The 26,737-nt window shown below is 44.4% G+C and carries 26 protein-coding genes; 15 read left to right on the forward strand and 11 right to left on the reverse strand.

The window, feature by feature from the left end; all coding sequences use genetic code 11:
• Positions 1-99 precede the first annotated feature (99 nt).
• Complete coding sequence (gene pspF, locus AB4583_RS16650; RefSeq protein ID WP_017060309.1) at positions 100-1,122, reverse strand: phage shock protein operon transcriptional activator; 1,023 nt, start codon at positions 1,120-1,122, stop codon at positions 100-102.
• 273 nt (positions 1,123-1,395) lie between these two features.
• Here pspF and pspA point away from each other — a divergent pair, with 273 nt between their 5' ends.
• From pspA to AB4583_RS16685, 7 genes are all read left to right on the forward strand, one after another.
• Positions 1,396-2,067: a phage shock protein PspA gene (gene pspA / locus AB4583_RS16655; RefSeq protein ID WP_010440091.1), complete on the forward strand. Its 672-nt coding sequence runs from the start codon at positions 1,396-1,398 to the stop codon at positions 2,065-2,067.
• A 14-nt stretch (positions 2,068-2,081) separates the two neighbouring features.
• A complete protein-coding gene (gene pspB, locus AB4583_RS16660) occupies positions 2,082-2,315 on the forward strand; it encodes an envelope stress response membrane protein PspB (protein ID WP_004734605.1) in 234 nt (77 codons plus the stop codon).
• Positions 2,308-2,694, forward strand: a complete 387-nt coding sequence (gene pspC, locus AB4583_RS16665) for an envelope stress response membrane protein PspC (protein ID WP_372118406.1) — start codon at positions 2,308-2,310, stop codon at positions 2,692-2,694. The genes pspB and pspC overlap by 8 nt, the downstream gene beginning before the upstream one ends.
• Positions 2,695-2,852: 158 nt before the next feature.
• Positions 2,853-3,887 (forward strand): efflux RND transporter periplasmic adaptor subunit, encoded by a 1,035-nt coding sequence (locus AB4583_RS16670; protein WP_029235327.1) that lies wholly within the window; start codon positions 2,853-2,855, stop codon positions 3,885-3,887.
• 1 nt (position 3,888) lies between these two features.
• Positions 3,889-4,974: an efflux RND transporter periplasmic adaptor subunit gene (locus tag AB4583_RS16675; protein WP_372118409.1), complete on the forward strand. Its 1,086-nt coding sequence runs from the start codon at positions 3,889-3,891 to the stop codon at positions 4,972-4,974.
• Complete coding sequence (locus tag AB4583_RS16680) at positions 4,967-8,077, forward strand: efflux RND transporter permease subunit (RefSeq protein WP_017068063.1); 3,111 nt, start codon at positions 4,967-4,969, stop codon at positions 8,075-8,077. The genes AB4583_RS16675 and AB4583_RS16680 overlap by 8 nt, the downstream gene beginning before the upstream one ends.
• Positions 8,078-8,153: 76 nt before the next feature.
• Positions 8,154-8,720: a DNA-3-methyladenine glycosylase I gene (locus AB4583_RS16685; RefSeq protein ID WP_017068062.1), complete on the forward strand. Its 567-nt coding sequence runs from the start codon at positions 8,154-8,156 to the stop codon at positions 8,718-8,720.
• 244 nt (positions 8,721-8,964) lie between these two features.
• On the opposite strand, the gene AB4583_RS16690 is transcribed toward AB4583_RS16685, so the two are convergent.
• Together AB4583_RS16690 and cls are read right to left on the reverse strand one after the other, a co-directional pair.
• Complete coding sequence (locus AB4583_RS16690; RefSeq protein WP_017065338.1) at positions 8,965-10,149, reverse strand: cystathionine beta-lyase; 1,185 nt, start codon at positions 10,147-10,149, stop codon at positions 8,965-8,967.
• Positions 10,150-10,331: 182 nt separating this feature from the next.
• Positions 10,332-11,786, reverse strand: a complete 1,455-nt coding sequence (cls, locus tag AB4583_RS16695) for a cardiolipin synthase (protein WP_372051963.1) — start codon at positions 11,784-11,786, stop codon at positions 10,332-10,334.
• Between the two features lie 366 nt (positions 11,787-12,152).
• Between cls and AB4583_RS16700 the strand changes: the two genes are divergently transcribed.
• From AB4583_RS16700 to AB4583_RS16715, 4 genes are all read left to right on the forward strand, one after another.
• On the forward strand, positions 12,153-13,586 hold the full coding sequence (locus AB4583_RS16700; RefSeq protein ID WP_050546918.1) for a sodium-dependent transporter: 1,434 nt from the start codon (positions 12,153-12,155) through the stop codon (positions 13,584-13,586).
• Between the two features lie 188 nt (positions 13,587-13,774).
• Positions 13,775-15,391: a methyl-accepting chemotaxis protein gene (locus AB4583_RS16705; RefSeq protein ID WP_372051961.1), complete on the forward strand. Its 1,617-nt coding sequence runs from the start codon at positions 13,775-13,777 to the stop codon at positions 15,389-15,391.
• A gap of 177 nt (positions 15,392-15,568) precedes the next feature.
• Complete coding sequence (locus AB4583_RS16710; protein ID WP_017065342.1) at positions 15,569-16,267, forward strand: TIGR01621 family pseudouridine synthase; 699 nt, start codon at positions 15,569-15,571, stop codon at positions 16,265-16,267.
• Positions 16,268-16,275: 8 nt separating this feature from the next.
• Complete coding sequence (locus tag AB4583_RS16715; RefSeq protein ID WP_017068057.1) at positions 16,276-17,229, forward strand: class I SAM-dependent methyltransferase; 954 nt, start codon at positions 16,276-16,278, stop codon at positions 17,227-17,229.
• 93 nt (positions 17,230-17,322) lie between these two features.
• Here AB4583_RS16715 and AB4583_RS16720 read toward each other — a convergent pair whose 3' ends face one another.
• The 5 genes from AB4583_RS16720 to AB4583_RS16740 form a co-directional block, all read right to left on the reverse strand.
• Positions 17,323-17,940 carry a CDP-alcohol phosphatidyltransferase family protein gene (locus tag AB4583_RS16720; RefSeq protein ID WP_372118416.1) on the reverse strand — a complete coding sequence of 206 codons (618 nt, stop codon included), beginning with the start codon at positions 17,938-17,940 and terminating at the stop codon, positions 17,323-17,325.
• Positions 17,930-18,580 (reverse strand): ATP-binding cassette domain-containing protein, encoded by a 651-nt coding sequence (locus AB4583_RS16725; protein WP_017068056.1) that lies wholly within the window; start codon positions 18,578-18,580, stop codon positions 17,930-17,932. Before AB4583_RS16725 ends, AB4583_RS16720 begins: the two co-directional genes overlap by 11 nt.
• Positions 18,546-20,246 (reverse strand): ABC transporter permease, encoded by a 1,701-nt coding sequence (locus AB4583_RS16730; protein ID WP_372118419.1) that lies wholly within the window; start codon positions 20,244-20,246, stop codon positions 18,546-18,548. The genes AB4583_RS16725 and AB4583_RS16730 overlap by 35 nt, the downstream gene beginning before the upstream one ends.
• A gap of 5 nt (positions 20,247-20,251) precedes the next feature.
• Complete coding sequence (locus tag AB4583_RS16735) at positions 20,252-21,418, reverse strand: ABC transporter substrate-binding protein (RefSeq protein WP_372118422.1); 1,167 nt, start codon at positions 21,416-21,418, stop codon at positions 20,252-20,254.
• A gap of 428 nt (positions 21,419-21,846) precedes the next feature.
• Positions 21,847-22,293 (reverse strand): META domain-containing protein, encoded by a 447-nt coding sequence (locus AB4583_RS16740; RefSeq protein WP_004734625.1) that lies wholly within the window; start codon positions 22,291-22,293, stop codon positions 21,847-21,849.
• 187 nt (positions 22,294-22,480) lie between these two features.
• Here AB4583_RS16740 and AB4583_RS16745 point away from each other — a divergent pair, with 187 nt between their 5' ends.
• A complete protein-coding gene (locus AB4583_RS16745; protein WP_017079017.1) occupies positions 22,481-22,744 on the forward strand; it encodes a DUF1289 domain-containing protein in 264 nt (87 codons plus the stop codon).
• Positions 22,745-22,853: 109 nt separating this feature from the next.
• The gene (locus AB4583_RS16750; protein WP_017060325.1) at positions 22,854-23,021 is read left to right on the forward strand and encodes a hypothetical protein; all 168 of its coding nucleotides are present in this window, start codon (positions 22,854-22,856) and stop codon (positions 23,019-23,021) included.
• Between the two features lie 57 nt (positions 23,022-23,078).
• On the opposite strand, the gene AB4583_RS16755 is transcribed toward AB4583_RS16750, so the two are convergent.
• From AB4583_RS16755 to AB4583_RS16765, 3 genes are all read right to left on the reverse strand, one after another.
• On the reverse strand, positions 23,079-23,381 hold the full coding sequence (locus AB4583_RS16755) for a thiamine-binding protein (protein WP_017065764.1): 303 nt from the start codon (positions 23,379-23,381) through the stop codon (positions 23,079-23,081).
• A gap of 127 nt (positions 23,382-23,508) precedes the next feature.
• Positions 23,509-23,730, reverse strand: a complete 222-nt coding sequence (locus AB4583_RS16760; RefSeq protein ID WP_017057116.1) for a hypothetical protein — start codon at positions 23,728-23,730, stop codon at positions 23,509-23,511.
• 253 nt (positions 23,731-23,983) lie between these two features.
• Positions 23,984-25,222, reverse strand: a complete 1,239-nt coding sequence (locus AB4583_RS16765) for a DEAD/DEAH box helicase (RefSeq protein WP_372118425.1) — start codon at positions 25,220-25,222, stop codon at positions 23,984-23,986.
• A gap of 253 nt (positions 25,223-25,475) precedes the next feature.
• Between AB4583_RS16765 and AB4583_RS16770 the strand changes: the two genes are divergently transcribed.
• A complete protein-coding gene (locus AB4583_RS16770; protein ID WP_372118428.1) occupies positions 25,476-26,102 on the forward strand; it encodes a LysE family translocator in 627 nt (208 codons plus the stop codon).
• A gap of 267 nt (positions 26,103-26,369) precedes the next feature.
• Positions 26,370-26,726, forward strand: coding sequence for a hypothetical protein (locus AB4583_RS16775; RefSeq protein WP_017060329.1), 357 nt, complete (start codon positions 26,370-26,372; stop codon positions 26,724-26,726).
• Positions 26,727-26,737 lie beyond the last annotated feature (11 nt).

Below are 26,737 nucleotides of genomic sequence, written 5' to 3' on the forward strand. Positions count from 1 at the left end.
AAGAAATACTTTTCGAAACGAGGCGTTAGAGGAGCCTCAAGATCCGGACAATTTAACATTTTATTTATTCGGCTCCAAATAATAATCAAGCGTGGACAGCTATTTATCGTTAGCTTGTCCGACAATCGCGTACTTCCTCACCATTCCACGTAATTGGTTGTAGGTTAACCCAAGTAATTCTGCGGCTTGTTTCTGGTTATATTTGCTCTGTTTGAGGGCTTGGTTGAGTAGCTTGATGTCTTGTTGTTCTTGCCATGCTTTGTAATCAAGCGGCAAAGAAAACAAGCTCTCTGATGAAGTATGGCTGTTAGACGGCTCATTGCCAGTTTCCGGAGAGGAATCTTGCTCTGTTTTCCATGCGGGTTTAAATGGGTTAAACACCAAATATTCAATAGGATATGGATCTTTTCCGTGCTGATAGATAGCTCGCTCAATGACGTTTTTGAGTTCTCGTACATTCCCTGGCCAAGAATAATCCAAAAGCGATTCAACGGCAGAGGGGGCAAAGCCAACAAACAACTCCAATTCCAATTCACGACACATCTTAATGGCGTAATATTCTGCCAGTAGCATGATGTCTTCTTTTCGCTCACGCAAAGGAGGGATAGTAATGACGTCAAACGCCAGTCTATCTAATAGGTCTGCTCGGAATTCGCCCTTTAATGCCATGTCTGGTAAGTCGGCATTGGTTGCACACACCAGTCTGACATTGGCACTTAGCGCCTTTTGCCCACCGACACGTTCATATTGCCCGTATTCAATAACGCGCAGTAGTTTCTCTTGAACCGCAAGGGGAGTGGTCGCCAGCTCATCCAGAAACAGCGTTCCGCCTTCTGCTCTTTCAAAACGACCTTGATGACGCCCTTTCGAACCCGTAAAGGATCCCGATTCATGACCAAACAGTTCTGAATCAATCAAACCTTCACTTAAGGTTGAGCAGTTCAATGAGATCAAAGGTTGATCCCAACGTCTTGAAAGGTAATGCAGTCTTTGTGCGATCAACTCTTTACCTGTGCCACGTTCGCCAATGATCAGAATAGGTCTTTCGATTGGAGCCAGCTGAGAAACTTTATCTAAAACAGAGAGAAAGCTAGGTGATTCACCAATGAGGTTCTGCTGCATAGCGGGTCCTTGTATGAATTAATCGCTGGAGAGGTCATGTAAGAGCCATAGTGGTGAAAAATACCAATACTTGGCTAAATTCATCATAGCATGGTTCGAGTTAATCACCATTTTATTGTAAGTAACTGATAATAAATGGCTTAAAAGTTGGCACGCTACTTGGATTATTTATGGTAGGTTTAACAACAAACGTAAATTTTTGAGCAAGTGGATTGATAGAGTCGCACAACGATTTGAAACGCATTTGCCATCATTGTAATTAAGGAGTTCCTCATGGGTATTTTTTCTCGCTTTGCAGACATTGTAAATTCAAACATCAGTGCACTATTAGATAAGGCTGAAGATCCAGAAAAGATGATTCGTCTTATTATCCAAGAAATGGAAGACACCTTAGTTGAAGTTCGTACCAACTCAGCAAAAGCAATTGCTGACAAGAAAGAGCTAGCGCGTAAAGTAGAAGCTATCGAAACACAGATTCTAGATTGGCAAAATAAAGCGACACTTGCCCTGACCAAACAACGCGAAGATTTGGCGAGAGCGGCGCTAATCGAAAAGCAAAAACTGGAAGACATCATCAAGAGCCTTCACACCGAACAAACCTTGGTTCATGAAACCATCGAAAAATTGACGAGTGAAATTGGTAAACTTGAAACAAAGATCGCAGAAACTCGTGCAAAGCAACAAGCATTAATGATTCGTAACAATGCGGCAAGCAACCGTCGTGATGTTCAAAAACACCTGCACTCAAGCAAAACCAACGAAGCAATGGCGAAGTTTGAGCAATTCTCGCGTAAAGTGGATGAATTAGAAGCTGAAGCGGACGTTTACGCTAAGACTGGCAACGCAAAATCTTTAGACCAAGAGTTTGCCGAGCTACAAGCTCAAGATGAAATCGAAAAAGAGCTAGCGAAACTGAAGCAACAAGTTGAAAACCGCGATAAATAATCTAGGAGTTGTCTATGTCAACATTTCTAATTGCAGGTCCACTGATTGTCTTTTTAATCTTCGTGGCACCGCTATGGTTATTCTTACATTACCGCAGCAAGAAGAAATCCAGCAATGGTCTTTCTGAAACGGATCTTCAACGTCTGCATAAGCTTTCTGCGCAAGCCGAATCCATGCAAGACCGAGTGAAAACGCTAGAAAAAATACTGGATGCGGAGTCGCCTAACTGGAGACGAAACTATGAGTAGAGAACTGTATCGCGACACGATTAACGGCAAATTGTCTGGTGTGTGTGCAGGGTTAGCGAACTATTTTGGCCTTGAAGTGTGGTTGGTTCGCATCTTAGTTATCTCAGCAGCACTGCTTGGTGGTAGTTTTCTGGTGTTATTAGCGTATTTAGCTTTGACATTTATGCTTGAAAAACAACCACCTCAGTATGTCGACCAAATGAAGGCGAAACAAGAGCATACGCTGAAGCAAAAGCCTTGGGAAAAAGGGCAAACTGCAGAGTCGCTATTGAACACTTTAGAGGGTGATTTCCAGAAGTTAGAGACCAGTGTCCGCAACATGGAAGCTTATGTCACCTCAGACGCGTTTAAAGTGAATCGTGAATTTAAGAACATGTAGTGGTAAAACCTAAAAAGGATTAGATAACGGTTTAGGAAAATTTATTCCAAGCCGTTATTTTTTTTAATAATTTTCTCTAAATAAATCTTACGCTGACTGGTAAGTTACATGTGATTAATCTATGTTATAAAAATATTTATAGATATGGATGATCACCAATGTATAGAGCCTCCCTTGTCCTATTGACTGCCTTAGCTGGGTTGTCTGGGTGTGGTAAGGAGCTTCCTCCCGTGCCTGAACCTGAGTCCAGACCCGCCAAACTCTTCACTGTCTCCGTCGGTAATAATGCCTTTGAGCGTAATTTCCCTGCTACCACAGAAGCTGGTGACAGAGCGGTACTCGCATTCCGTGTTCCTGGGTTATTGCAGAGCATCGATGTGACCGCTGGGCAGCACGTGTCTAAAGGCGACGAGCTTGCTAAGTTAAATCCCGATGAATATCAACTACTCGAGAAGCAAGCAAAAGCGAATTTTCAGCTAGCCGATGTTCAATATCAACGTGCGATCAAACTTCGTAAAGATCGTGTGGTATCAGAGCAAGATTTCGACCAAGCGAAAGCGAACCACAATTCAGCTCGCGCGGTGCTTAATCAAGCTAACGCGAATCTTCGCTACACCACTTTGGTTGCGCCGTATGATGGCACTATTTCCATTATCCCTGCAGAAAACCATGAATATATTGCCGCCAAAGTGGGCGTCATGAATATTCAGACCAATCAAATTCTTAAAGTCGTTTTCTTATTACCCGATCAACTTATTACGCGCTTTTCTTCTGGGTTTGAAACCGATGCAACCATGGTATTTGATGCGTTTCCTGAAAATTCCTATGTACTGACATTCCAAGAAGTCGATACGGAAGCCGACCCTAAAACGGGTTCGTACAAGGTGACCATGGTGATGGAAAGGCCGACAGATGTGGGCATTTTACCAGGTATGTCTGGTACGGTGAATTTGGTGTCGGCACAAGCTGCTGCAACCAAAATTCCGACTGCTGCAATGATGACCGATGGCGATGATGTTTCGGTGTGGCGTGTAAACAGTGACGGAATTGTAGAGAAAGTCGCGATCGTGATTGATGAAAAGCGTCACATTGTCTCTGGCTTAAACGATGGAGACCGCATCGTAACCTCTGGTGTTAATGGCCTTGAATCCGGCATTAAAGTTCGAGAGTGGATCAAGGAAAGGGGGCTATAACATGAGTGCATTTAAACTAGCGACAGGATTGTCATGTTTAGCTTTGCTGACCGCGTGTGGAGAAAAACCACAAGTCGAAGTCGATAATACGCCATTAGTGAAAGCGATTGAGATTTCAGTATTAGATTTTAACGACAAATTGTATTTCCCTGCCGTTGCCAATGCGGCGGAAAAAGCACATCTGAGTTTTCGTGTGGCGGGTGAAATCTTCAAGCTAGATGTGAAGGAAGGTGAACGAGTTGCCAAAGGGGACATCATTGCCGAGCTTGACCCAACCGATTATCAATTGGATGTGGACAATGCTCAAGCTCGTTACACGGTAATCAATAGTCAATACCGACGTTCGAGTCCGCTAATGAAGAAAGGCTTATTGGCTAAGTCGCAATTCGATGAAATTGCCGCTCAACGCCAGATTGCTTATGCCGAGTTGGAACTGGCGAAACTGCGCTTATCGTTCACTATGCTTCGTGCGCCTGTTGATGGGATTATTTCTCGAGTCAGTGTCGACCAATATGAAAATATTCAGGTAGGCCAACAGATTGTGAACATTCACAGTGTTGAGGATGTCGAAGTTGTGATTCAGCTCCCTGACCAAATTTATGTGAATCAACCCAATGAAACGCTCCTCTCGAACGTGGAAGCTGTGGTGAGAGTGCCAAGCGGTAATGAATACACCGCAGGTATTAAAGAGTTCACCACTGAACCCGATCCAAGTACGGGTACCTTCACGGTTACATTAGCTTTGCCGATGCCAGAAGACGATTTGATTCTTGATGGTATGGCCGTTGATGTGACTTCAAACGGGCGGGATATCGGTTTGGAGCTAAAAGCTGGTGTACTTATTCCGATCGAAGCGGTATTCAATGCAGACGGTGATGAACTGGATCGTAAAAACTCTTATGTGTGGGTTCTTAACGACGACAAGACAGTCTCGAAACAACAAGTCGTGTTAGGAAAAGCAAACCAGGAAACATTGCAGGTAGTGAAAGGATTGGAAATGGGGCAGCATGTCATTGTTGCAGGCGTATCGCGATTGCGAGATGGGATGACAGTGGAAGTATTGTCTCAGGAGACGAACAATGAGTGAAGCAAATAACAAGCCCCAGAATGACGCTCAGCAGGGGGATGACCAGATCACGGGTGTAGCGGCTTACTTTATTCGCAATAAAGTCATTAGCTGGATGCTATCTCTGATCTTTCTTATTGGTGGTGTCTCTGCCTTTTTCGGCTTGGGTCGTTTAGAAGATCCTGCCTTTACTATCAAAGATGCGATGGTTGTGACCTCTTACCCAGGGGCCACACCTCAACAAGTTGAAGAAGAAGTTACTTACCCACTAGAAAAAGCGATTCAACAACTTACCTATGTGGACGAAGTGAACTCTATTTCAAGCCGTGGCCTGTCTCAGGTAACGGTAACGATGAAGAATAACTATGGCCCTGATGATCTTCCGCAAATTTGGGATGAACTTCGCCGAAAAGTGAATGATCTTAAGGTTGAACTGCCACCTGGGGTCAATGATCCTCAAGTCATTGATGACTTCGGTGACGTTTACGGGATCTTGCTTGCGGTGACGGGTGATGGTTATAGCTACAAAGAGCTGCTGGATTACATTGATTATCTAAGGCGAGAGCTGGAGTTGGTTGATGGGGTCAGTAAGGTCTCTGTTTCTGGTCAACAACAAGAGCAAGTATTCATTGAGATATCGATGAAGCGGATAAGCTCCTTAGGTCTGTCTCCAAGCACGGTATTTAATCTTTTATCGACTCAAAATATTGTATCAAGTGCGGGTGCGGTAAGAATTGGCGACGAATACATTCGAATTCATCCAACGGGTGAGTTCCAGAATGTTGAGCAGCTTGGCGATTTAATTCTGACAGAAGGTGGTGCTCAAGGTCTCATCTATTTAAAAGATGTGGCGAATGTAACTCGTGGTTATGTTGAAGTGCCAAGTAACATCATTGGCTATAACGGCAAGCTCGCACTTAACCTTGGTGTCTCTTTTGCGCAAGGCGTGAACGTAGTAGCGGTTGGTGAAGCGTTTGATAGAAGATTGGCCGAGCTAAAGTATCAACAACCCGTCGGCATCGACATCTCCGAGGTTTATAACCAACCTAAAGAGGTAGACAAGTCGGTAAGCGGATTTGTGGTGAGTTTAGGGCAGGCGGTTGCGATCGTAATCGTGGTGTTACTGTTCTTCATGGGACTAAGATCGGGCCTATTGATTGGTTTGATACTGCTATTGACCGTATTCGGTACATTCATTTTCATGCAGTACTTCAAGATCGACCTACAACGTATTTCACTGGGCGCGTTGGTTATCGCCTTGGGGATGCTGGTGGATAATGCCATTGTGGTGGTGGAAGGGATATTGATCGGCACGCAGAAGGGGCGAACCCGGATGCAGGCCGCCACCGATATCGTAACCCAAACCAAATGGCCGCTGCTTGGTGCGACGGTTATTGCGGTGACTGCGTTTGCTCCAATTGGTTTATCTGAAGACTCAACAGGCGAATACTGTGGCACCTTGTTCACGGTGCTACTGATCTCCTTGATGCTGAGTTGGTTTACTGCCATCTCGCTCACGCCGTTCTTTGCCGACATGTTCTTTAAAGGTCAGAAGGTCGATCCAGATAACGAAGGTAAGGACCCATACAACGGGATGGTTTTTGTTATCTACAAAAACTTCCTTGAGTTCTGTATGAAGCGTGCTTGGTTAACCATGTTTGTTCTGATTATTGGTTTAGGCGCGAGTGTGTACGGTTTTGGTTTCGTTAAGCAAGCCTTCTTCCCGTCTTCAACCACACCTATGTTCCAAGTGGATGTGTGGATGCCAGAAGGTACCGATATTCGAGCGACCAATACCAAGCTTAAAGTGCTTGAGAGTTGGCTAGCTGAGCAGGACGAAGTTGAACATATCACGACAACCGCGGGTAAAGGCCTGCAACGTTTCATGCTGACTTATGCGCCAGAGAAAAGTTATAGCGCTTACGGCGAGATAACGGTTCGTGTGAAAAGTTATGAAGTACTTGAAGGGCTAATGAAACGCTTCCGTGAACATGTAAATGGTCAGTTCCCAGAGATTGACTACAAGCTTAAACAGATCGAATTAGGTCCTGGTGGCGGTGCGAAAATTGAAGCGCGAATTGTGGGTTCTGATCCAACGGTTTTACGTTCAATCGCTGCACAAGTGATGGACATCATGCGTGCTGATGAAGGCGCATTTAACGTTCGTCACGATTGGCGTGAAAGAACTAAGGTATTAGAGCCTCAGTTCAATGAAAGCCAAGCGCGTCGTTATGGTATTACTAAATCTGACGTTGATGATTTCCTAGCAATGTCTTTCTCTGGTAAGTCGATTGGTGTGTATCGTGATGGTACAACGTTAATGCCGATTGTGGCTCGTTTGCCTGAAGACGAGCGTGTCGATATTCGTAACATCGAAGGCATGAAAATCTGGAGCCCAGCATTAAGTGAGTACATCCCACTTCAACAAGTAACGTTAGGTTACGAGCTAGAATGGGAAGATCCACTGATCATCCGTAAGAACCGTAAGCGTATGCTAACGGTAATGGCGGATCCTGATCTATTGGGTGAAGAGACGGCCTCAACTCTACAGAAACGCTTACAACCACAGATTGAAGCGATTGAGATGCCTCCGGGTTACTCATTGGAATGGGGGGGGGAATATGAGTCGTCAGCAGATGCACAGGCGTCACTGTTCACAACCATGCCTCTGGGTTACTTGTTCATGTTCTTAATCACTGTGTTCTTGTTTAACTCGGTGAAAGAGCCTCTGATCGTTTGGTTAACGGTTCCATTGGCGTTGATAGGGGTGACGACAGGCTTGCTAGCCTTGAATACACCATTCGGCTTTATGGCGCTGTTGGGCTTCTTGAGTCTATCTGGGATGCTTCTGAAGAACGGTATCGTACTACTTGATCAAATTGAGATTGAGATGAAATCTGGTAAAGATCCGTATGTAGCGGTTGTTGATGCGGCTCTGAGTCGTGTTCGCCCGGTATGTATGGCGGCGATTACCACCATTCTAGGTATGATCCCTCTACTACCGGATATCTTCTTCAAACCAATGGCAGTAACCATCATGTTTGGTTTAGGCTTTGCGACTGTACTCACGCTAATCGTAGTGCCTGTGCTGTATCGTTTGTTCCATAAAATTGAAGTGGCTTAACGTCAACTGACCTTTGAAATAATGCCCCTAATTGGGGCATTATTTTTATGTACGATTACTAAAAGAGACCATCGAAATGGAAGCTAATACAGTGGATAGAACGTGTGCATGGGCGCTTAAACATGAGCTTGAAAGGGAGTACCACGATGCAGAGTGGGGCGTGCCTGTTTATGATGACCAAGTTCTGTTTGAGTTCATTACTTTAGAAGGTGCTCAAGCAGGTCTGAGTTGGATTACGATCCTGAAAAAGCGAGAAGGGTATCGTGCCGCGTTCGATGATTACGATCTAAACAAGCTAGCTGAGTTGAATGAAGACAACGTGCCGCACATCATTGAAAACTTCGATGTGGTTAAGCACAAGGGTAAGATTGCTTCGGTATACAACAATGCACGAGCAACGCTTGAATTACAGAAAGAGTTCGGCTCTCTTTCTAATGCCTTATGGCAATTTGTTGATAATGAGGTGATCGTGAATCAATGGACCGAGATGTCTCAAGTTCCCGCTTCTACCGAGCAATCTAAAGCGATGAGTAAGTTTTTGAAGAAGAGAGGCTTTAAGTTTGTAGGAGAAACAATCTGTTACGCATTTATGCAAGCAACAGGTATGGTCAATGATCATTTAGTCGGTTGCCCACACAAATAAAGTGTTATTTATTTCAGCGGAACAATCACTTAGAAATTGAAAAATTCATAGCCATTTTTTCATCGCTCTGAGATCTTTAAGTGGATGTGCTTTAAGGTTCAATATTGGCTTTGAAAGCTTCTGGACTATGAGCGGTTTGTATTATGAGCTGAAGTATCTGAATATGAGTATTTTGAGTTATGCTTTAAACAGAAAAAGGCAGGAATATCCTGCCTTTTTTGCATATTAGACCTATCGTCTCAGATTAAATCAGAGCGCTATAACGTTCTAATCCCGCCTCTAGATCAGCAATCAGGTCATCAACATCTTCTAACCCAATATGAACACGTATCAAGGTACCTTCGAAATTAGGATTGGCAACAGTTCTCAAGCTGTCAAAACTGCTTGGTTCGTTAGCTAGAATCAAACTTTCAAATCCACCCCAAGAGTAACCCATACTAAAATGTGTCATTCCATCAAGTAACGCTGTCGTCGCTTTGATATTAGAGTTGTTTAGTACAAAAGAGAACAAGCCATTACCGCCAGTAAAATCTCGTTTGAAGAATTCATGGCCTGGGCAAGACTCAAGAGCAGGGTGACGAACGTGGTTAACTTCAGGACGAGTCTCTAACCATTTTGCGACCTTCAAGCTGCTTTCTGCGTGTTGGCGTAGACGCACATCAAGAGTACGAATGCCGCGAAGCCCTAAATAAGCATCATCAGGTGAGACACATTGCCCCATCAAGTAACTTTGCTCTCTTAGTTGATCCCAGCATTTCTCATTGGCGACTGCCGTACCTAGCATCACATCAGAGTGACCCACGATGTATTTGGTCGCTGCTTGAATCGAGATATCAACACCAAAATCAAACGGTGAGAAGTTCACGCCAGCCGCCCAAGTATTGTCTAGCATAACGATGATGTCATGTTCATGAGCGATACGCGCTAGTGTTGGAATATCCTGCACTTCCATGGTGACAGAGCCTGGAGACTCAGTAAACAGCACCTTAGTGTTTGGCTTGATAAGGTCTTGGATACCTTCACCAATCGTTGGCTCGTAGTAAGTTGTCTCTACCCCCATCTTTTTCATGATGGTGTCACAGAAATCACGAGTAGGTTCGTAGCAGGTGTCAACCATTAAAATATGATCACCTGTTTCTACAAAAGAGAGAATGGCATTAGAAATGGCGGCCGTACCACACGGGTACAGTGCACAACCCGCGCCGCCTTCTACTTCAACCATCGCATCTTGGAAGGCAAAATGAGTGTTGGTTCCACGACGTCCGTAAAAAAGGGTCTTGTTAGCGCGGTTAATCGTAGCTTTACGTTTCTCTTCTACTGAGTTAAATACGACAGTTGAAGCGCGTTGTACTGGTGGGTTAACAACACCATTGGTCCACTTCTTATCACGACCGGCAGTGATAAGTTTAGTGGTTTTGTTCTCGGACATGCTGTGAATTCCTTATCAATCGGTTATGTCCTATTTAAAACATGCCAAGAGTGTTCAAAGCAAGAGCGGAGCGGGGATTTTTGCGCTTTTCTTACGATTTTTAACCTTTCACTCAGTTAACAGTGAAAGGTTAAAAATGATCGATGGGGAAACAACGAGCCATAATCGACTCATTGCTGGAATTATAGGAGTGGGTTGAACAAGTAGAACAGCCTCTCAAAGAAGCGATTACTAAGGTTTCTTTGCTCCCACTGTTCTAACTCTACAGAGTGGGATGAAGCGATATAAGATTTCTGCAGCTCAGACAGTTTTTGCGTGAAATGCACATCATCCACAGCCAGAGTCACTTCAAAGTTGAGCCACAAACTGCGCATGTCGATATTGACGGTTCCGATCAAGCAAAACTCTTCATCGATCACTACCGATTTGGTATGAAGAAGGCCACCGTAAAATTCATAGATCTTCACGCCAGCTTCAAGCAACTCGGTATAAAACGCACGAGAAGCCCATTTAACCATTAGTGAATCGTTATTGTGTGGAATGATCAGTTCTACAGTTACGCCGCGTTGAGCTGTCATCTTAAGTGTTTCGAGTAAGTCAGCACTTGGCACAAAATAAGGTGTAGTAATACGTACAGAATGATTCGCTTGATTGATGGCGATGGTCAGTACTTGTAAGATCAAATATTCCGGCATGCCAGGGCCAGACGGCACTACTTGAACCGGATGATGTGTCATGATTTCTTCAACTGGGCATTCAGGTATATCAGGGAGAATGCGTTCACCAGTCTCAACTTCCCAATCCCAGCCATGAATAGCGGATAACACATTAACGGTTGGCCCAGTCACTCTGACCATTACATCAATCCACTGACCAACGCCTGAGTTTTGTTTGAAGTGAGCCGGGTCAACCATGTTCATTGAACCCGTATAGGCGATGGTTTCATCAATCACGATAATCTTGCGGTGCTGCCTTAAATCGAGGCGTCTTAAGAATATACGCCAAGGGCTCACCTCCAATGCTTGTACAACCTGTACACCCGAGTCTTTCATCATTGCGAGCCAATGGCTTTTGAAAAAGCGTGGGCTACCTGCTGAATCGAGCAAAACTTTAACATCTACGCCACGTTTTGCAGCGCGAATCAGCGCAGAGGCAACCGAATCGGTCAGGCCACCTGGATGCCAAATATAGAAAACCATCTTGATACTGGTTTGTGCATTTTCTATATCTTCGATAATTGCGTGTAGGATCTCGTTTGGTGAAGATTGCAGCGATAGAGTGTTTCCACTGAGTGCAGGGATGCCCATTCGATTGTTACAAAGCTCGTCAATCTTATGGATAGGGGAGCCGACTTTCCCTGGTTGGTGAAGTTGGCAATCATTCAATTGACGGAACCAGTCGCCGAAAGGGGTAAACATACGATGAGCGCGTTCAGCCCTTTTTCTGCCTAGGTTTAGCTCACCAAAAAGGAAGTAACAAGCTACACCAACAATCGGGATAATGTAGATAACCATTAGCCAAGCAAGAGAAACGCTGACAGAGCGTCGTTTTAGTACAACACGAAACGTCACACCGGCAACCAGTACCCAGTACAAAGCGACAGAAGCTAAAGTTAAAAAATGATAAAGCTTATCCACATTGAATACTCGAAAAAAGAGACACTTAGATAGTAATGCTATTTAACGGATATGGGAATTTAAGGATTCAACTATTTACAAAATAGAGCAAAAGATGTAAATAGGTTAAAGTTGTTAAGTTTTGGTCAACTTAAGAAGAAAACGATTGTTTTGTATGAAAAGTCGGCATTTAACCATAAAAATTTACATCTTTAACGAAATTTGTACGGTATGCTCTTCCAATTTTATTCTTAAACTGGTTTACTTGCTAGACAACGAGCGTCAATCAAATCTTTTAGGTGTGTAAATTTATTTATACACCTTCCTTTTAAAGACGCCACCCAAAGCAAAACACAACATCACATAACACAAAAGTTTGGAGTACACGTGGCTACTAGTAATACAACCACAACACCCCGCGATACCTGGGGTTCGAAGTTAGGATTCGTAATGGCTGCAGCGGGTTCTGCTGTTGGCTTAGGTAACATTTGGAAATTCCCATACACAGCAGGCGAAAGTGGCGGTGGTGCATTCGTTGCCATTTACCTGTTTTTTGTAATTTTTATTGGTTTCAGTGTCATGCTGACTGAATTTGCGATTGGCCGTCATACGCAAAAATCAGCAGTAGGTGCATTTAAAACAACTGACCGTCGTTGGACGTTCGCTGGCGTTATCGGCGTATTCAGTGGTCTACTTATCATGGGTTTCTACCCAGTAGTAGGCGGTTGGTCAATCGCATACATCGGTAAAATTGCAGGTGGTCTTCTAGACGCACCAGAAGCAATTGGTGATAGCTTTGGTGGCTTTATCTCAAACCCAGTTCAACCACTAATGTGGATGGGCTTATACCTACTACTTAACGTTGTTATCGTTATGAAGGGTATTTCTGGTGGTATTGAGAAAGCGGGTAAGATTTTGATGCCACTTCTTTTCATCATCCTTATCGTGGTATCTATCAAAGGCATCATGCTTCCGGGCGCGATGGCTGGTCTAGAATTCCTATTCAGCCCTGACTTCTCTAAAGTAGACAGCAATGTAATCCTAGCCGCTCTAGGTCAAGCATTCTTCTCTCTAAGTCTTGGTATGGGTTGTATGATGACATACGGTTCTTACCTTAAGAAGAAAGAGAACCTAGTTCAGACAACAGCAATGGTAACCGCAATGGATACTGGTGTTGCTATTCTAGCTGGTGTTGCAATGTTCCCTGCAATGTTCGCGTTCGGTATGGAACCTGCAGCGGGCCCTGGTTTAGTATTCGTTGTTGTTCCTCAGCTATTCGCTGAAATGGGCGGCGTAGTTGGTCTTCTATTTGCTCTTATGTTCTTCGTTGGTTTGAGTGTTGCGGCACTAACATCTTCAGTATCTCTACTTGAAGTTGTGGTTTCTTACCTAATCGATGAGAAAGGCATGAAGCGTGTAACAGCGGTACTGTCTGCAAGTGTTGTAATGGCGATTCTATGTATCTTCGCTTCTCTATCACTTGGCGGCTTCGGTCCAACACTGTTTGATACTGGCGCGTTTGACATTTTCGACCTACTAACGGATAAGATTTTCCTAGCGGTTGGCGGTATGTTGGTATGTATCTTCGCTGGTTGGAGACTAAACCGTGCAGACCTAGAGAAAGAAATCACTAACGACGGTGAAGTCTCTTTCCCACTATTTGGTCTATGGTACACACTAGTTAAGTACATCATCCCTGTAGCTATCGCAATCGTTGCGTTCATGGGTATCTCTTCTGGCTTCGATAGCGGTAAAGGTGCAATCATGCTACTAGGTATTGGTATTATTGCTGGCTCTGCGCTTATCTCTAAGAAGCTATAGTTTTAAGAAGCTACAATCGCGAGCTAAAGTAAGTTAAGAAACGGGAGCCAATGGCTCCCGTTTTTTTATTCAAATACTTAATTCTTATCAAAAAATAAAACATTACATTCACTAAAGTTATCCGTCACCTAGCCGATATATTGAATATCAAGAATTTTTGATCGGTATTTAATTTAGGTAGGTGTTGTGTGAAATTGTCAGTGAGAAAGAAACTGTATGCCGGTTTTGGCTCTATATTGGCGGTGCTTGTCACGTTAGTCAGTATTGTATGGATAGAAGTTATTGGCGCTCATAGAAGTGCTGATGAGATCAGAATGGACGATGTACCGGGCACTGTTACCTATCTTGTTCTGATAGATGAAGCTGGAGATGTCTATCGAGATGCTCTGGGTGCAATCACTCTGGTCGATAATGCACTCAATGATTATCGAACCAACAAGAACGAATTTGCTCAAGCTATCGAGCAGGCTAAGCGTTTGGAGAGTAGAGGTTCGGAAGACCACCGCCGTATTCAGCGAATTGAAGACCTGATAGGGCGTTTCACTCAAGAGTTTGAATCAAAGCTTGTGCCGAAGATCAATGATGAAGCTGCGCTACTAGCCAATATTCAACAGCTACGATCTTTGTATGAGAGCAATCTTATCCCTATTGAGAACTTACTGGATCAAGCGTCAGCAAGTGAGCGCGCAGATACAGAACAGTCACTACTGACACTAACCGACACGTTTACTACCATCGAGCGCACTATCATGGTGTTGTCTGCGATTGCTATCGTCTTCGGTTGTGTGATTGCATATATGTTGTCGAGTTCTATTATTAATCGCCTGACTCGTGTTGAACAAGTAGCACGCCGCGTGGCAAATGGTGATTTAACCGCAGGTGACATTACCGATGAGTCTGGTGATGAACTGGCTGATCTTGCTAGTTCGATTAACCAGATGCAGAAGTCGTTAGTGGACTTATTAGGTTCTATCTCTTCTGTGACCCATGAAGTTCAATCTGTTACGGGCGAACTATCTTCTATTAGTCAAGACATCGTAACGGGCGCTTCTGCTCAAGCTGATAAGGCCAACTTAATTGCAACGGCTGCTGAAGAGTTAAGCTTGACCATTTCAGAAGTGGCGCAGCAAGGTACTTCAACTTATGAAGAAGCACGTCGCTCAGAAACCTCTGCAGAAGATGGCCGCAACGTGATTGTTGAGATGGTGGTGAGTATTCAACAAGTGTCGACTCAAATGAGCGATATGTCGTTGCAAATGAATACTCTAGGTTCTCACGGTGAGCAGATTGGTAGCGTTATCAAGGTAATCGAAGACATTGCTGAGCAAACTAACCTGTTAGCTCTTAACGCTGCGATTGAGGCTGCGCGTGCAGGCGAGTTTGGTCGTGGTTTTGCTGTGGTAGCCGATGAAGTGCGAGCGCTAGCAGAAAGAACAACCAAAGCGACACGAGAAGTCTCGGGCATCATTCAATCGATTCAATCGGGCACTCAAGAAGCGGTGACTTACACTCAAGATAACTGTCGTTTAGTTGAGATTGGTGTTGAGCAAAGTTCAGGTGCGGTTTCAGCATTGGAAGCGATTGTTAGCGGAGCGGGCAATGTACAAAGCATGGTTAACTCTATTGCGACTGCAGCAGAAGAGCAGACAGCTGTAACCAAAGAAATTGCAGCGGACATTACGGCAATCAGTGATATCTCTGAGCAATCTTTGCAACTGGCGACTCGAAGCTCTGAAAACACATCAGGCTTGAACGCTAAGGTTGCTGAGCTAGAAGCATTAGTTGGTAAGTTTAAACTGGCGTAAAGCGGTAGCTTGGTTCTATTTACCTATTGGTAATCGAGTAAAGACCACGCACTGATCGCTAGTTGCTGAAAAGAAGCCCAACGATTCAATATTTATTGAGTGAGTTGGGCTTTTTCGTAGCTGGAATCTGGGTTCAGACGAGGTATACTCCACGTTCTACAATGGAGCTAGCCTTTAATGTTCGATATTCTTCTGAACCACTCTGATTTTTTACTTATCAATAAGCACCCTGGAGTCAGCGTCCACAAAGACGATGGCGATACCATGTTGCTTCAAGAAGTTGCTAAGGCAATTGATGAGCCTAAGCTGTATCTCGTTCATCGACTAGATAAAATGACTTCGGGCATTCTGCTGCTGGCAAAAAATGCGTCGGCGGCGAGCGAGCTTTCACAGCTATTTGCAAAGCGTGAAGTAGAGAAATACTACCTTGCGATCGGTTCTAAGAAGCCAAAGAAAAAGCAAGGTTTGATCTCAGGAGACATGGAGCGCTCACGACGCTCAAGTTGGAAACTTCTGACATCCAAAGAGAACCCTGCGATTACTCAGTTTTTATCAGCAACGGCTGAACCCGGTGAGCGTCTGCTGTTATGCAAACCCTATACGGGGCGAACTCACCAGATCCGTGTCGCGATGAAGTCGATCGGCTCAGCCATTGTTGGTGACCCTATTTATAATCCATCGAGTGAGGCTGACAGAGGTTATCTGCATGCCTTCGCGATTCGATTTGCCTATCAATCACAAGCCTACGAATATGTCTGCGATCCAAGAAGCCTAAACTCCTTGGGTGAGAAGTGGCATCAAGAAACCGTGTCGAACGGTTTGGACAGTTGGCTTGAACCTTGGTCATTAACTTGGCCAAAGCTAAACACTAAGTGAGTGAAATAATGGAAGCATCAGCTTTACCTCTGTTTTTTAGTCATATTGAACAGCAACTTAATGAAGTACCAAACGAACTACGCCGTATTTTCCACGGGCGCGGTAAGTTTTGGCCTGGTCTAGAGCAACTGACATGTGACTGGGTTGATGGACAGCTACTGGTTAACGTGTTTAAAGAAGTCGACGATGAATTCTTGTCATCTCTTAAAGCTGGATTGGTTGAACTCACCAACAAAGATATCTGGCAATCAAAGCAGGGCACAAGCATTGTTCTGCAACACCGTTATGCCGATGGTGCGCCTTCAGAGGTTCTATGGGGTGAGTTGAATGACTCTCCGGTTGTGGTTGAGCATGGCCTTAAGTACCAATTAGACATTGGCCGTAATCAGAACTTCGGTTTGTTCCTAGACATGCGTAATGGTCGTCAGTGGGTACAAGATAATGCCAAGGATAAGAACGTTCTTAACCTGTTTGCATACACTTGTGGTTTCTCTGTCGCGGCTATCGCTGGTGGCGCTCGTCAATGCATGAACGTGGACATGTCACGTGGCTCGCTAAACAAAGGTCGCGATAACCACCGTCTGAATGAACACGATATGCGCTCGGTTAACTTCCTTGGCTACGATATCTTTAAGTCGTGGGGGAAAATCAAGAAGGGCGGTCCTTACGAGCTCGTTATCATCGATCCACCTTCGTTCCAAAAAGGCAGCTTTGCTCTAACCAAAGATTACAAAAAAATCTTACGTCGTTTGCCTGAACTTCTAACTGAAGGCGGTGAAGTGATTGCGTGTGTGAACTCACCAGCAGTATCACCAAACTTCCTGATTGAGACGATGGCAGAAGAAGCACCAAGCGTTGAGTTCATTGAGCGTCTGGACAACCCGCCTGAGTTTGTCGATGTCGACCTTGATTCAAGCCTGAAGGTATTGAGGTTTAAAATCACGGCTTCAGCTGAAGCTTGATGTCATGATTTAGCGGGCATTATCCATATTAATATAGAAAACGCCGCTCACAATGAGCGGCGTTTTTATAGGTGCAAGAAACTAACTCATTTATTAACTAGCTTGGTTTTTTAGTGTCTGAAAACCAAAATAAATACGCATGAACGTGGTTAGCCAACAAGCTGCACCAAAGGTGTAAGCGATAACCGCAAAGTGTTGAGGCCAAATACAGAACGCGATGAAACAAGCGATGGTTTCTGTTCCCTCGGTTAACCCCGACATGTAGTACAGAGACTTATGCTTATAGACTGGGTTTTCGATGCCTCGCTTGCCTGCCATAACCGCAAACGCTAAAAAGCTGCTGCCTGTGCCGATAAAGGAGAAGATCAAAAATGCACCGGCAATGGCGTTATGTTCTGGGTTGGCAATGACAAAACCAAAAGGGATCAGCGAGTAGAATAGGAAATCTAGGCTGATATCGAGGAACCCGCCTGCATCACTAATACCTTGGATTCGAGCCAAGGCCCCATCAAGCCCATCACATACTCTATTAAAAACAATGAAGCCTAACGCCCACTCGTATTGCTGAAATGCTAACGCTGGAAATGCTAAACACCCAACCAGAAATCCGAATAACGTGGTTTGATTGGCCGTGATACCCAATTGGTTCAGTAACTTAGCAGACTGATTTAATGGCCACTTAATGACCTTAATGGAGTACTTATCCAGCATGGTTACTTCTCCATGGCCAAGACAGTACTTCTGCCCCTTGAGGTACATCGGCTTCGTCGTGCGTGACCATTAATGTAGGGATATTCGCTTTGGTCAGCTGTTCGAAGACCCAATCGCGAAATTGTGCTCTGAGCTCTTGGTCTAACTTACTGAACGGTTCGTCAAGCAGGGCGAGTTTAGGCTTGGCTAACAACATACGAGTCAAGCTTATTCTTGCGCGTTGACCGCCGGATATTTGATCCGGGAAAGATTCAGCTAAGTGAGTTAGCTCTATGTCTTTTAGTGCAGCCATTGCTTGTTTTTGGCGAGCGGAACCTTTAACAGAGTTCGGTAACGAAAAGGCCAAGTTTTCCCATACTTTGAGGTGCGGAAACAACAAGTCATCTTGAAACAAAATACCGACTTCACGCTGATGTGATGGAAGCTCGTCGAGCTGAATATTGTTCAACACAACGGTGCCAGAGTACGAAAAATCTTCACTTAAGTGACCAGCAATCGCATCCAGTAAGGTCGACTTTCCGCAGCCACTCGGCCCCATCAAAGCCAGTATTTGGCCAGATTCTAATGTGACGTTTAGCGCTGAGAACAGCGAATCTCCATCGGTTTTACGGATGGCGAGGTCGTTGAGGTACAGACTCATTACTTAGGAAACCTTTAAAAGTAAGACGGCGATATCTCAGTTGAAGTCGGCTGACTAATATCGCTAAAGAGAAAAAGAACAGAGGCAATAGGGCCTGCCAAATGGCATAGATTGCTGTCACCCTGCGGTCGAAACCACTGGTAAGTGCAACGGCTTCTGTGGTGATCGTGCTAATACGGCCCGCGCCGAGCATTAATGTTGGAAGGTATTGGGCCAAACTCACGCTGATCCCGACCGCCCAAGCAAAGGCAATCGCAGGAAGCAAGATTGGTAGTTTGATCGAATACCAACTCTGAAATGGCGATTTACCTAGGCTCAGCGAGGCTTTAATCAACCCATCATTGAAGCTTTTCCACGGGCCATCCAAAGACAGATACACGAACGGGAAAGCAAAGAAAACATGCGCCCAAATCACCCAGAACTCATAGGCACTACTGCCGATGTAGAGGGTCGTGACTTGCATACCAAACAACACTGAAAGCTGTGGTATTAGCATTGGAATAGCGATAATGAAGCCCGGAACTTGCCACTTGTATTTGATTCTGTATTCGTGAGCCACCAGCGCAAGCAACAAAGCGACTGAAGCGGCAATCAGACCAATCCATAAGCTTTGACCCACAGTACTCATGATGGTATCCCACTCGAATTCCCAGAAGCGCATGCTGTAGCGGCTCGGCAGTAAATCAGGGAAGCGCCAACGCTGAGCAACGCTCCAAATTACCATTAAAGGAATGATCAGCAGTGAAAGGCTAGCAAGGACAGTGAATACCGTTTTCCCCGGAAGGTTTGCCCCTGTTCTTCCGGAATACTGCCAAGTTCGAAAGTACTTAAGAACCGCCCATTCAACTAAACGCGCCAAGGCGATGATCAACGAAGCTAAACCAAACAAAACGATGGCACCAGCAGCAGCTCGCGGAAGTAGGTTAAGATCCGGATCGTTGAACCATTGCCATACTAAAACGGCAAAGGTCGGCGGGTTGGTTGGGCCTATGATCAAAGCAATATCGACAACCGAGACACTGTAAGCGAGTACCGCCAGCATTGGGAAACGAAGCTTAGTAAACCATTGTGGGAAAATACATTTCCACCAGATCTGAGCGCGGCTGTAACCGAGCGATGCACTGACCTTGGTGATACGCTCTACATCAATTTGCTGAAGTATCGAAATGCTCATCAGCAATAAGAAGGGGACTTCTTTGAGTGCGAGCATAATAATTAAGCCGAACGCGTATGGGTCTTTCACCAATAACGCCAATTCAGAGCTGGTAGCCGATTCGCCGAGCAAGTGATGTACCGCTCTTGCGCCAAGCCCCGTTGGACTAAACAGAAAAGCAAAGCCGATAGCGAAAGCTACATGTGGAATGGCAAGCATTGGCGATAGCGTAAACTCAATCTTTCTCCAAAACTTGTTTCCCCAAGAGGCTTGAAGAATACAAAAGGTCAGGAAGCAGGCTATATAGCTGCTTGCAATTGCTGAACCTAGGCTTAAGCCAATAGAGTGCCAAGCCCCTTCCCATTGAAAGACTTGGCTAAAACCGTTGAGTGTCGGCTCCTCTAAACCAAGGGGCGGGATGAAACTCAGTGACGAAGCCACGACTCCCGCTACCCCAGGAATGGTCGGGATAATGCATACAGCTATAACAACAAAATATAGAGCGCGTAGCATGAAGACTAGTTACCGTATCGCTTAAGCCACTCTTTCTCGAGCGCGTTTTGCCAGCTAGGGTGTGGTTCATCAACCGATTTAAATTGCTGGGTGTTTTTAGCGCTGCCAGTCAGGTATTTGCTGCTCAGAACCGAAGGATCGCCCCAAACATTGAGGTCACCCTTGCGAGACTGTGCTTCCGGGCTCAATAAGAAGTTAATGGTCACTTGAGCACCTGCGATTGTATTGGCATTCCAAGGAATCGCCAGGAAGTGAATGTTAGATAGAGCGCCGCTTTCTAGAGCATAAGCCTTAGTGGTTTCGGCTAAGCGACCACTGGCTTGTGCTGAATAAACAGAGTTTGGATTAAACGTAATCGCGAGATCGATCTGTCCGTCATCCAGAAGTTGGATGCTTTCCGATGTGCCTGCTGGGAATTGTTTGCCACCGCGCCACGCCACTTTATGGAATTTATCTAAGTAAGCCCACAGTGGTGCCGTTACTTCTTGGAAGTTGTCTTCTGAAACCGGCTGAGCCAGTGCAGGGTTATTGTTTGTTAGTTCAATCAATAGAGACTTAATGAAGCTCGTGCCATGAAATTCTGGTGGGCGAGGGTAGCTTAAGCGATTTGGGAAAGCTTGAGCGTAGCTCAACATCTCTGAAAACGATTGTGGCGGGTTGTGTAGTGTCTCTTGATCGTGAATGAACACAAGTTGTCCCACGCCCCACGGTGCTTCCAAGCCTTCTGTCGGCTCTGAGAAATCAACATCAATCGGCAGAGACTTATCGACATACTGCCAATTTGGAAGTGACTCTGTAAATGGCCCAAACAATAGCGCGTTGTCTTTCATCGAACGGAAGTTCTCGCCATTAATCCAGACGATATCGACGCTGCCTTCACTGTTCTTTCCTGCCGCTTTTTCAGCAAGCAGTCGAGTGGTGGTTTCCGCAATATCGGTCACTTTCACATGCTTTAACGTGACACCGTAGTAACTTTGTAATTTCTTGCCTGCCCACTGTAGGTAACGATTGATCTCTTGGCTTCCGCCCCAAGCGTGAAAGTAGACAGTTTCTCCCTCTGCCTGCTGTTCTATTTGGTTCCAGCTGTCGATGGATGTTGCTTCATCAGCATAAATGGTTGCGCTGTATGCAACGGTTGCCATGATTCCTAACGTACTTACTATATTGTTCATAAACTTTTCCATTTGGTAGTGAACGGGCAAGAGCATTGTATTTTCAAACGACCTAGGGCGTGTTGACCCTTCGTGGTTAACGAAAGATCAACATGCCCTAATAGTTATTCTATCTGTTTCTGAAATAAATTCTAATTCAACAGTAAATTCAATCAATTACTTGAGAACAAGCAGGGAGTTCTCGGTTCAGTTTTGTTCGATCTGTAATCACCTCGAAAACTCGACAGACTCTAGGCTTTTGCCATCCTAGCAACAGACCGCTGAACCGTTGAATTTATTGCATCTAAATGAGAGATTTTTGAGGTTTATTGGAGGCTGGTACGAAAAGTCGGCGATGAGTGTCAATTTTGAAGAAGTAGTGAGGGCAAGCTGACAATAAAAAAGGAGCCATCAGGCTCCTTTAATCAGTATTTGGTTTCGATGACGGATTAGTTTACCCAGTCACGAATTGTGTACGTTAGCGTGTGTACATCGTTTTTCAGTACTAGCGTATCGTTTGTTAGCGTTACGTCGCTCCACTCGCTGAGAGTAGCAGAAACCGATTGTTCGATTTCCATCGCAGAGCCGTGACACATTTTCATTGTCATGCCCATTTGCTTGATACGGAATTGACCGTCTTTCAGCTCGCCTTGACCGAAGAAGTTGTTACAACCAGCCATGCCGTTTGCAGTCATCTTTTCGCCGATCTCTAGACGAGGAGCTGCTTGGTCTTCGCTTTTCACAATGTCCTTGCCATCAATTTGCGCAAGTTCCCAATTATGGTGCTGTAGATCGGTTGGTGTTACTTGCATCGCGTTGTCACCTGTTGTTGTGCATGCTGCTAGCATCATAGGTAAAGCGGCTACTGCTAGTAATTTTTTTGAACTAAACTTCATATTATAAGGCTCCAAAGGAAAGAACGAAGTTACCGAATAAGTGTAACTTGATGGGTTCAAAGTATAGTTTACAAAACACTATATGTGTCAGTATAAGGTCATAGTTTAGTATGAATTTCACGAGCTGGGCGACAAATTAATCGCTTATTTTTTAATTAGTAAGCTCGATTTTGATGTGTAAGGAGGCATGGTGGAGCAGTTAGAGTTTTTCCAGGTTCCAAGCCCTTGCGTTGGGGTTTGCTCAAGCGATGATAAAGGCTATTGCAATGGTTGTATGCGCAAGAGAGAAGAGCGCTTTAATTGGATGTCGATGACTCCGTCAGAACAATTGCACGTGATTAAGCTTTGTCGTCAGCGCTATCGGAGAAAGATAATGAAGCAAAAAAACTTGGTTGGTAAGTCGGTCGACGAAGAGGGAAATACAAGTCCCCAAAGAGATCTTTTTGGCTAAAGAGGAAGTATTTAGATTTTATTTAACTCCGAAGTAACTATTACTTTACATAATGGTTGGGGTGTAATATTAAAGTAGGTACCTTTGTACCTGAAGGAGTGGTGTCGGTATGAATAAAAAGAACGTAAAAATCAAAAAAGAGCCAGTCAAAGCACTTGACCGAAAACCGATCGGGGCAAAAGATGACCCTGAAGAGACTCCGCGTGATTGGCATTCGATGTCAGAAGAAGAACGAATGGAAATCCTTTCTCACCTCTCAGACATGCCTTTCCAATAACACCACTGGTTCTTCAGAGCCTTTCTTAAAGCTCAGTTTTCAGAAACAAAAATGTGATTAAACAAACATGTGATTCGCTTTCGTTACACCACGATGGTACGTGCAAAATGTATCATCGGCCTCGGTGGTTTTACTGTGAATCTTAATGTTTGTGATCACTTCTACCGCCCCTGCATCGTAGCAAGCTTGTTCTGCTTTTTTAACGATATCGAGTAATTGGTTGAGTTCACCTTTCATCGTAGTTTCCATCGCACCGACTTGGAAAGGCACATCGGCAGCTTTCACAACTTCAATGGCTTTATCAACCACTTCGAAGTTGTTGCCTTCTTTAACGCGAGGTATCACTTGGAAGGCAACCATCACTTCTTTTTCTCTTTTTAACTCAGACACTTTCTGCTTACTCTAGGATAGGGAATTGTTGCAGATTATAGGTTAATGCGGAGACGAATTCTACAGCGATTATGCTGGTTGGATTACTCTCTTTGTCCTACTTGTTACCCCAGTGGTCACTTACCCAACCACCTATGTGCTCATCAAAATGACTGCCACTGAACCTCTGGTTGCGTTCAACCGAAGTATCACAATCATCTTTATTATCTATTAGGGTTTGTATGTAGTTTGCCATCGGGTCATTGGAACGTTGACGATCTCGGCGAGTTGCCACTTCCTTAATCAGTTGTAATCGATATGTAGAGCTAGCACGTTTCATTTCAATGACCTCCTGTTGTAGACACTAATAGAAAAATCTAGTTGCTAGATATAGGGGCGTCAACGTGATTTAAGAGTATTTTTTTTGAGCAACCAAGAATCAATACGTTGGCATCATAATTCACAAAAGTGTCATTTAAGTTGGCAACTTTAGGGAAGTTTTTGGGTGTGAATTTGTATTTTGTTGCATATAAAAAAGCCCAGTACAAACTGAGCTGACCATTCTATTTCTGGTTACTTAGAGTTATTTCTGGTTACTTAGAGCTATTTGGTTTGCTTTTAAATTGCTTAATGCTTTTCTTTTTAGCTGTTCTTCGATTGGCCATTTTATCTTTAGGTGGACGCTTGCGAGCGGTCGTTTCAGATGCAGGTTTGTCGGTAACCGGGAAACCCTCTAATGGTTGCAGCACTAACGGCTTATTGGTCAAGGTGCGAATCGCATTGAGGTAGTCAGTTTCGCTGTGGCTAACCAGAGAGACCGCGCAGCCAGTACTTCCTGCTCTTGCTGTACGACCAACGCGGTGTACGTAAGTTGCTGAGTGAGAAGGTAATTCGAAGTTAATTACGACAGGTAACTGATCAATATGAATGCCTCTAGCCATCACGTCTGTCGCGATAAGCACACGAGTCTCGCCATTTTTGAAACTTTCTAATGCTTGCTCTCGTTCTTCTTGGCTCTTATTTCCATGTAACGCACTCACACTGATTTTGGCTTTATTCAATCGTTTGGTTAATGCATCGGCATTGTCTTTTGCGCCAATAAATACCAATACTTGCGGCCATGTGTGTTGATTGAGTAGTGCGATGAGCGCTTGAGCTTTACTGCCTTTGTTCACTAAATACAGGGTTTCTTCAATAGCCGCGACCACGCTGTTTTCTTGATGTGTCGTGACCTTAACTGGATTTGAAAGAAGCTCTTCAGCCTGACCTACTAATTCGGGCGGAAGTGTCGCAGAGAACAACAGTGACTGACGTTTGCTCGGTAGTGCTGAAGTAATCGCTTGAACATCTGGCCAAAAGCCCATGTCGATCAGGCGGTCGGCTTCATCAAGAACCAATGATGAACACTGAGCGACATCCAGTTCATCACTTTTGATTAAAGCAAGTAAGCGGCCCGGTGTGGCGATGGCTAATTGTGGTTTAGTCGATAATTGTTGCTGTTGATCATCAGTATTTACGCCGCCCGTTAGCGTTACCAATTTGATATCAAGCGCTGTTGCGATCGGCTCTAAAGATTTGGTCACTTGAGACGCGAGTTCACGTGTCGGGACGATGATAAGCGCTTGCAGTCCATTCACATCATGGTTGATGTTGTTCAGCAAGGGTAAGCCGAACGCCAACGTTTTTCCGCTACCCGTTTGAGCCAACGCAAGTACGTCTTTACCCGCAATAATTGATGGAATTACCGCTTGTTGTATCTCAGTCGGTTTGTCGAATTGAGAAGGGATCGCTGTGACGGTTTTTGCGTTAAGGGTGAGGTTATCAAATGACATAAATGAACCAAGTATCAAAATGGAGGTGGAGTCTAACAGGGCTATAAATGTTAGAGAATGAGTTTTGCTGCGTTACAGGATAAACGGGTGAATTATACACGTTAAATTTAAGCGTTATCCATACAACTGAACTAAGGCAAGCGAGCTAAGCTAATTAAACGTTGGGCATATTGTAATGGTATTGAATGGACGTACAATACCCGCCCTAAAACGATCAAGTATGATTAGGAAGCTTTAAGGAAATGAGAGCGAAATGAGTTGGGAAAGTATCTGGCTGTTTATTATCATCGTGTTTTTTATTGCCATTATTCCAGGCCCAAATGCTCTGTTGGTATTGAGCACGGCTCTAACCCAAAGAAAGCTGTTTGCGTTTATTAACGTGTTGGGTGTGTCATGCGGGTTCTTTTTTCATGCGTTTGTTTCTGCGAATGGCATGAGCTTACTGTTATCTCAGACCCCAATGGCGTTTGAAGGTCTTAAGTGGCTGGGCGTCTTGTACTTAATCTGGCTTGGTTGTAATCACTTTCGAGCGGCATTGCGAGCTCAAGAGGGCGTGCTTGCTGTGGTGAGCGCATCGGGAAGTAAGCTATATCATCAGTTTTTCAAAGGGCTTCTCACTAATCTACTGAATCCTAAAATTGTCCTGTTTTATCTTTCTATATTCCCTCAATTTGTTTCAACAGATGCGATTGTGACAGACAGTTTGATACTTGGTGCAATTCAAGTGTCAGTGGTGTCGATGTGGTTCTTAGTTGTGATCTTAATGGCGGATACCTTTAAGCGCTTGTTAGTTCAAAAGCGCACCTCGCAAATGGTGAACATTGTGTGTGGGATTCTATTCGTGGGCTTCAGCATTCAGTTGGCATTGTTTCAGCTTTAGGGTGCGATGCGAAGAATTGGGTTTTTAGCTATTGGTTCAGTTCATTTCCGGCTTAGTTCTCGTTTCCATCTTAGTTTTCATTTCCGATTCAGTTCTCATTTTTTACTGAATGCTAAGCAATCAGTGTTTCTCTGTATAAATCTCTAAAGCATTAGCTCGGGAAGTCGATATAATTATTAGCTATCAATTTGGTGAATGTGTTTATTTGAGACCAATTGAAGCTACAGCCTATTGCTTGACCGAAATAACAGAGACAGGGAGTCACCAATGCGTGAAGATTCATTCACCCAGAAACGCAAATATTACCGCTTAAAGTACCCTCAAAAGGCTCGTCCGGTGATGCGAATTAAGGATGAGCTTTTTCATGTCAGCGAAGTTTCTGAAAAGGGTGTACGCCTGATGATGCGTAACATCATTCCGGTTTATCGTGGCTTTTCAATGGCCGGCACCTTGAGGTTGCATGACAACAACAGTATCGATATTAGCGGTGCTGTATTGCGACAAGAAGGTGACGAAGTGATCGTTCAGTTATCACAAGGTCCGAGCTTCAAAGATATGGTGTCTGAACAACGCCACATTAGGCAAAGATACCCAGTATTTTTTGCTAGCCTCAGAGTGGCATAGAAAGCTTTTAA

Origin of the sequence: Vibrio sp. 10N.222.49.C12 (assembly GCF_041475025.1) — a bacterium.
GTDB classification, from domain to species: Bacteria; Pseudomonadota; Gammaproteobacteria; order Enterobacterales; family Vibrionaceae; genus Vibrio; species Vibrio crassostreae_C.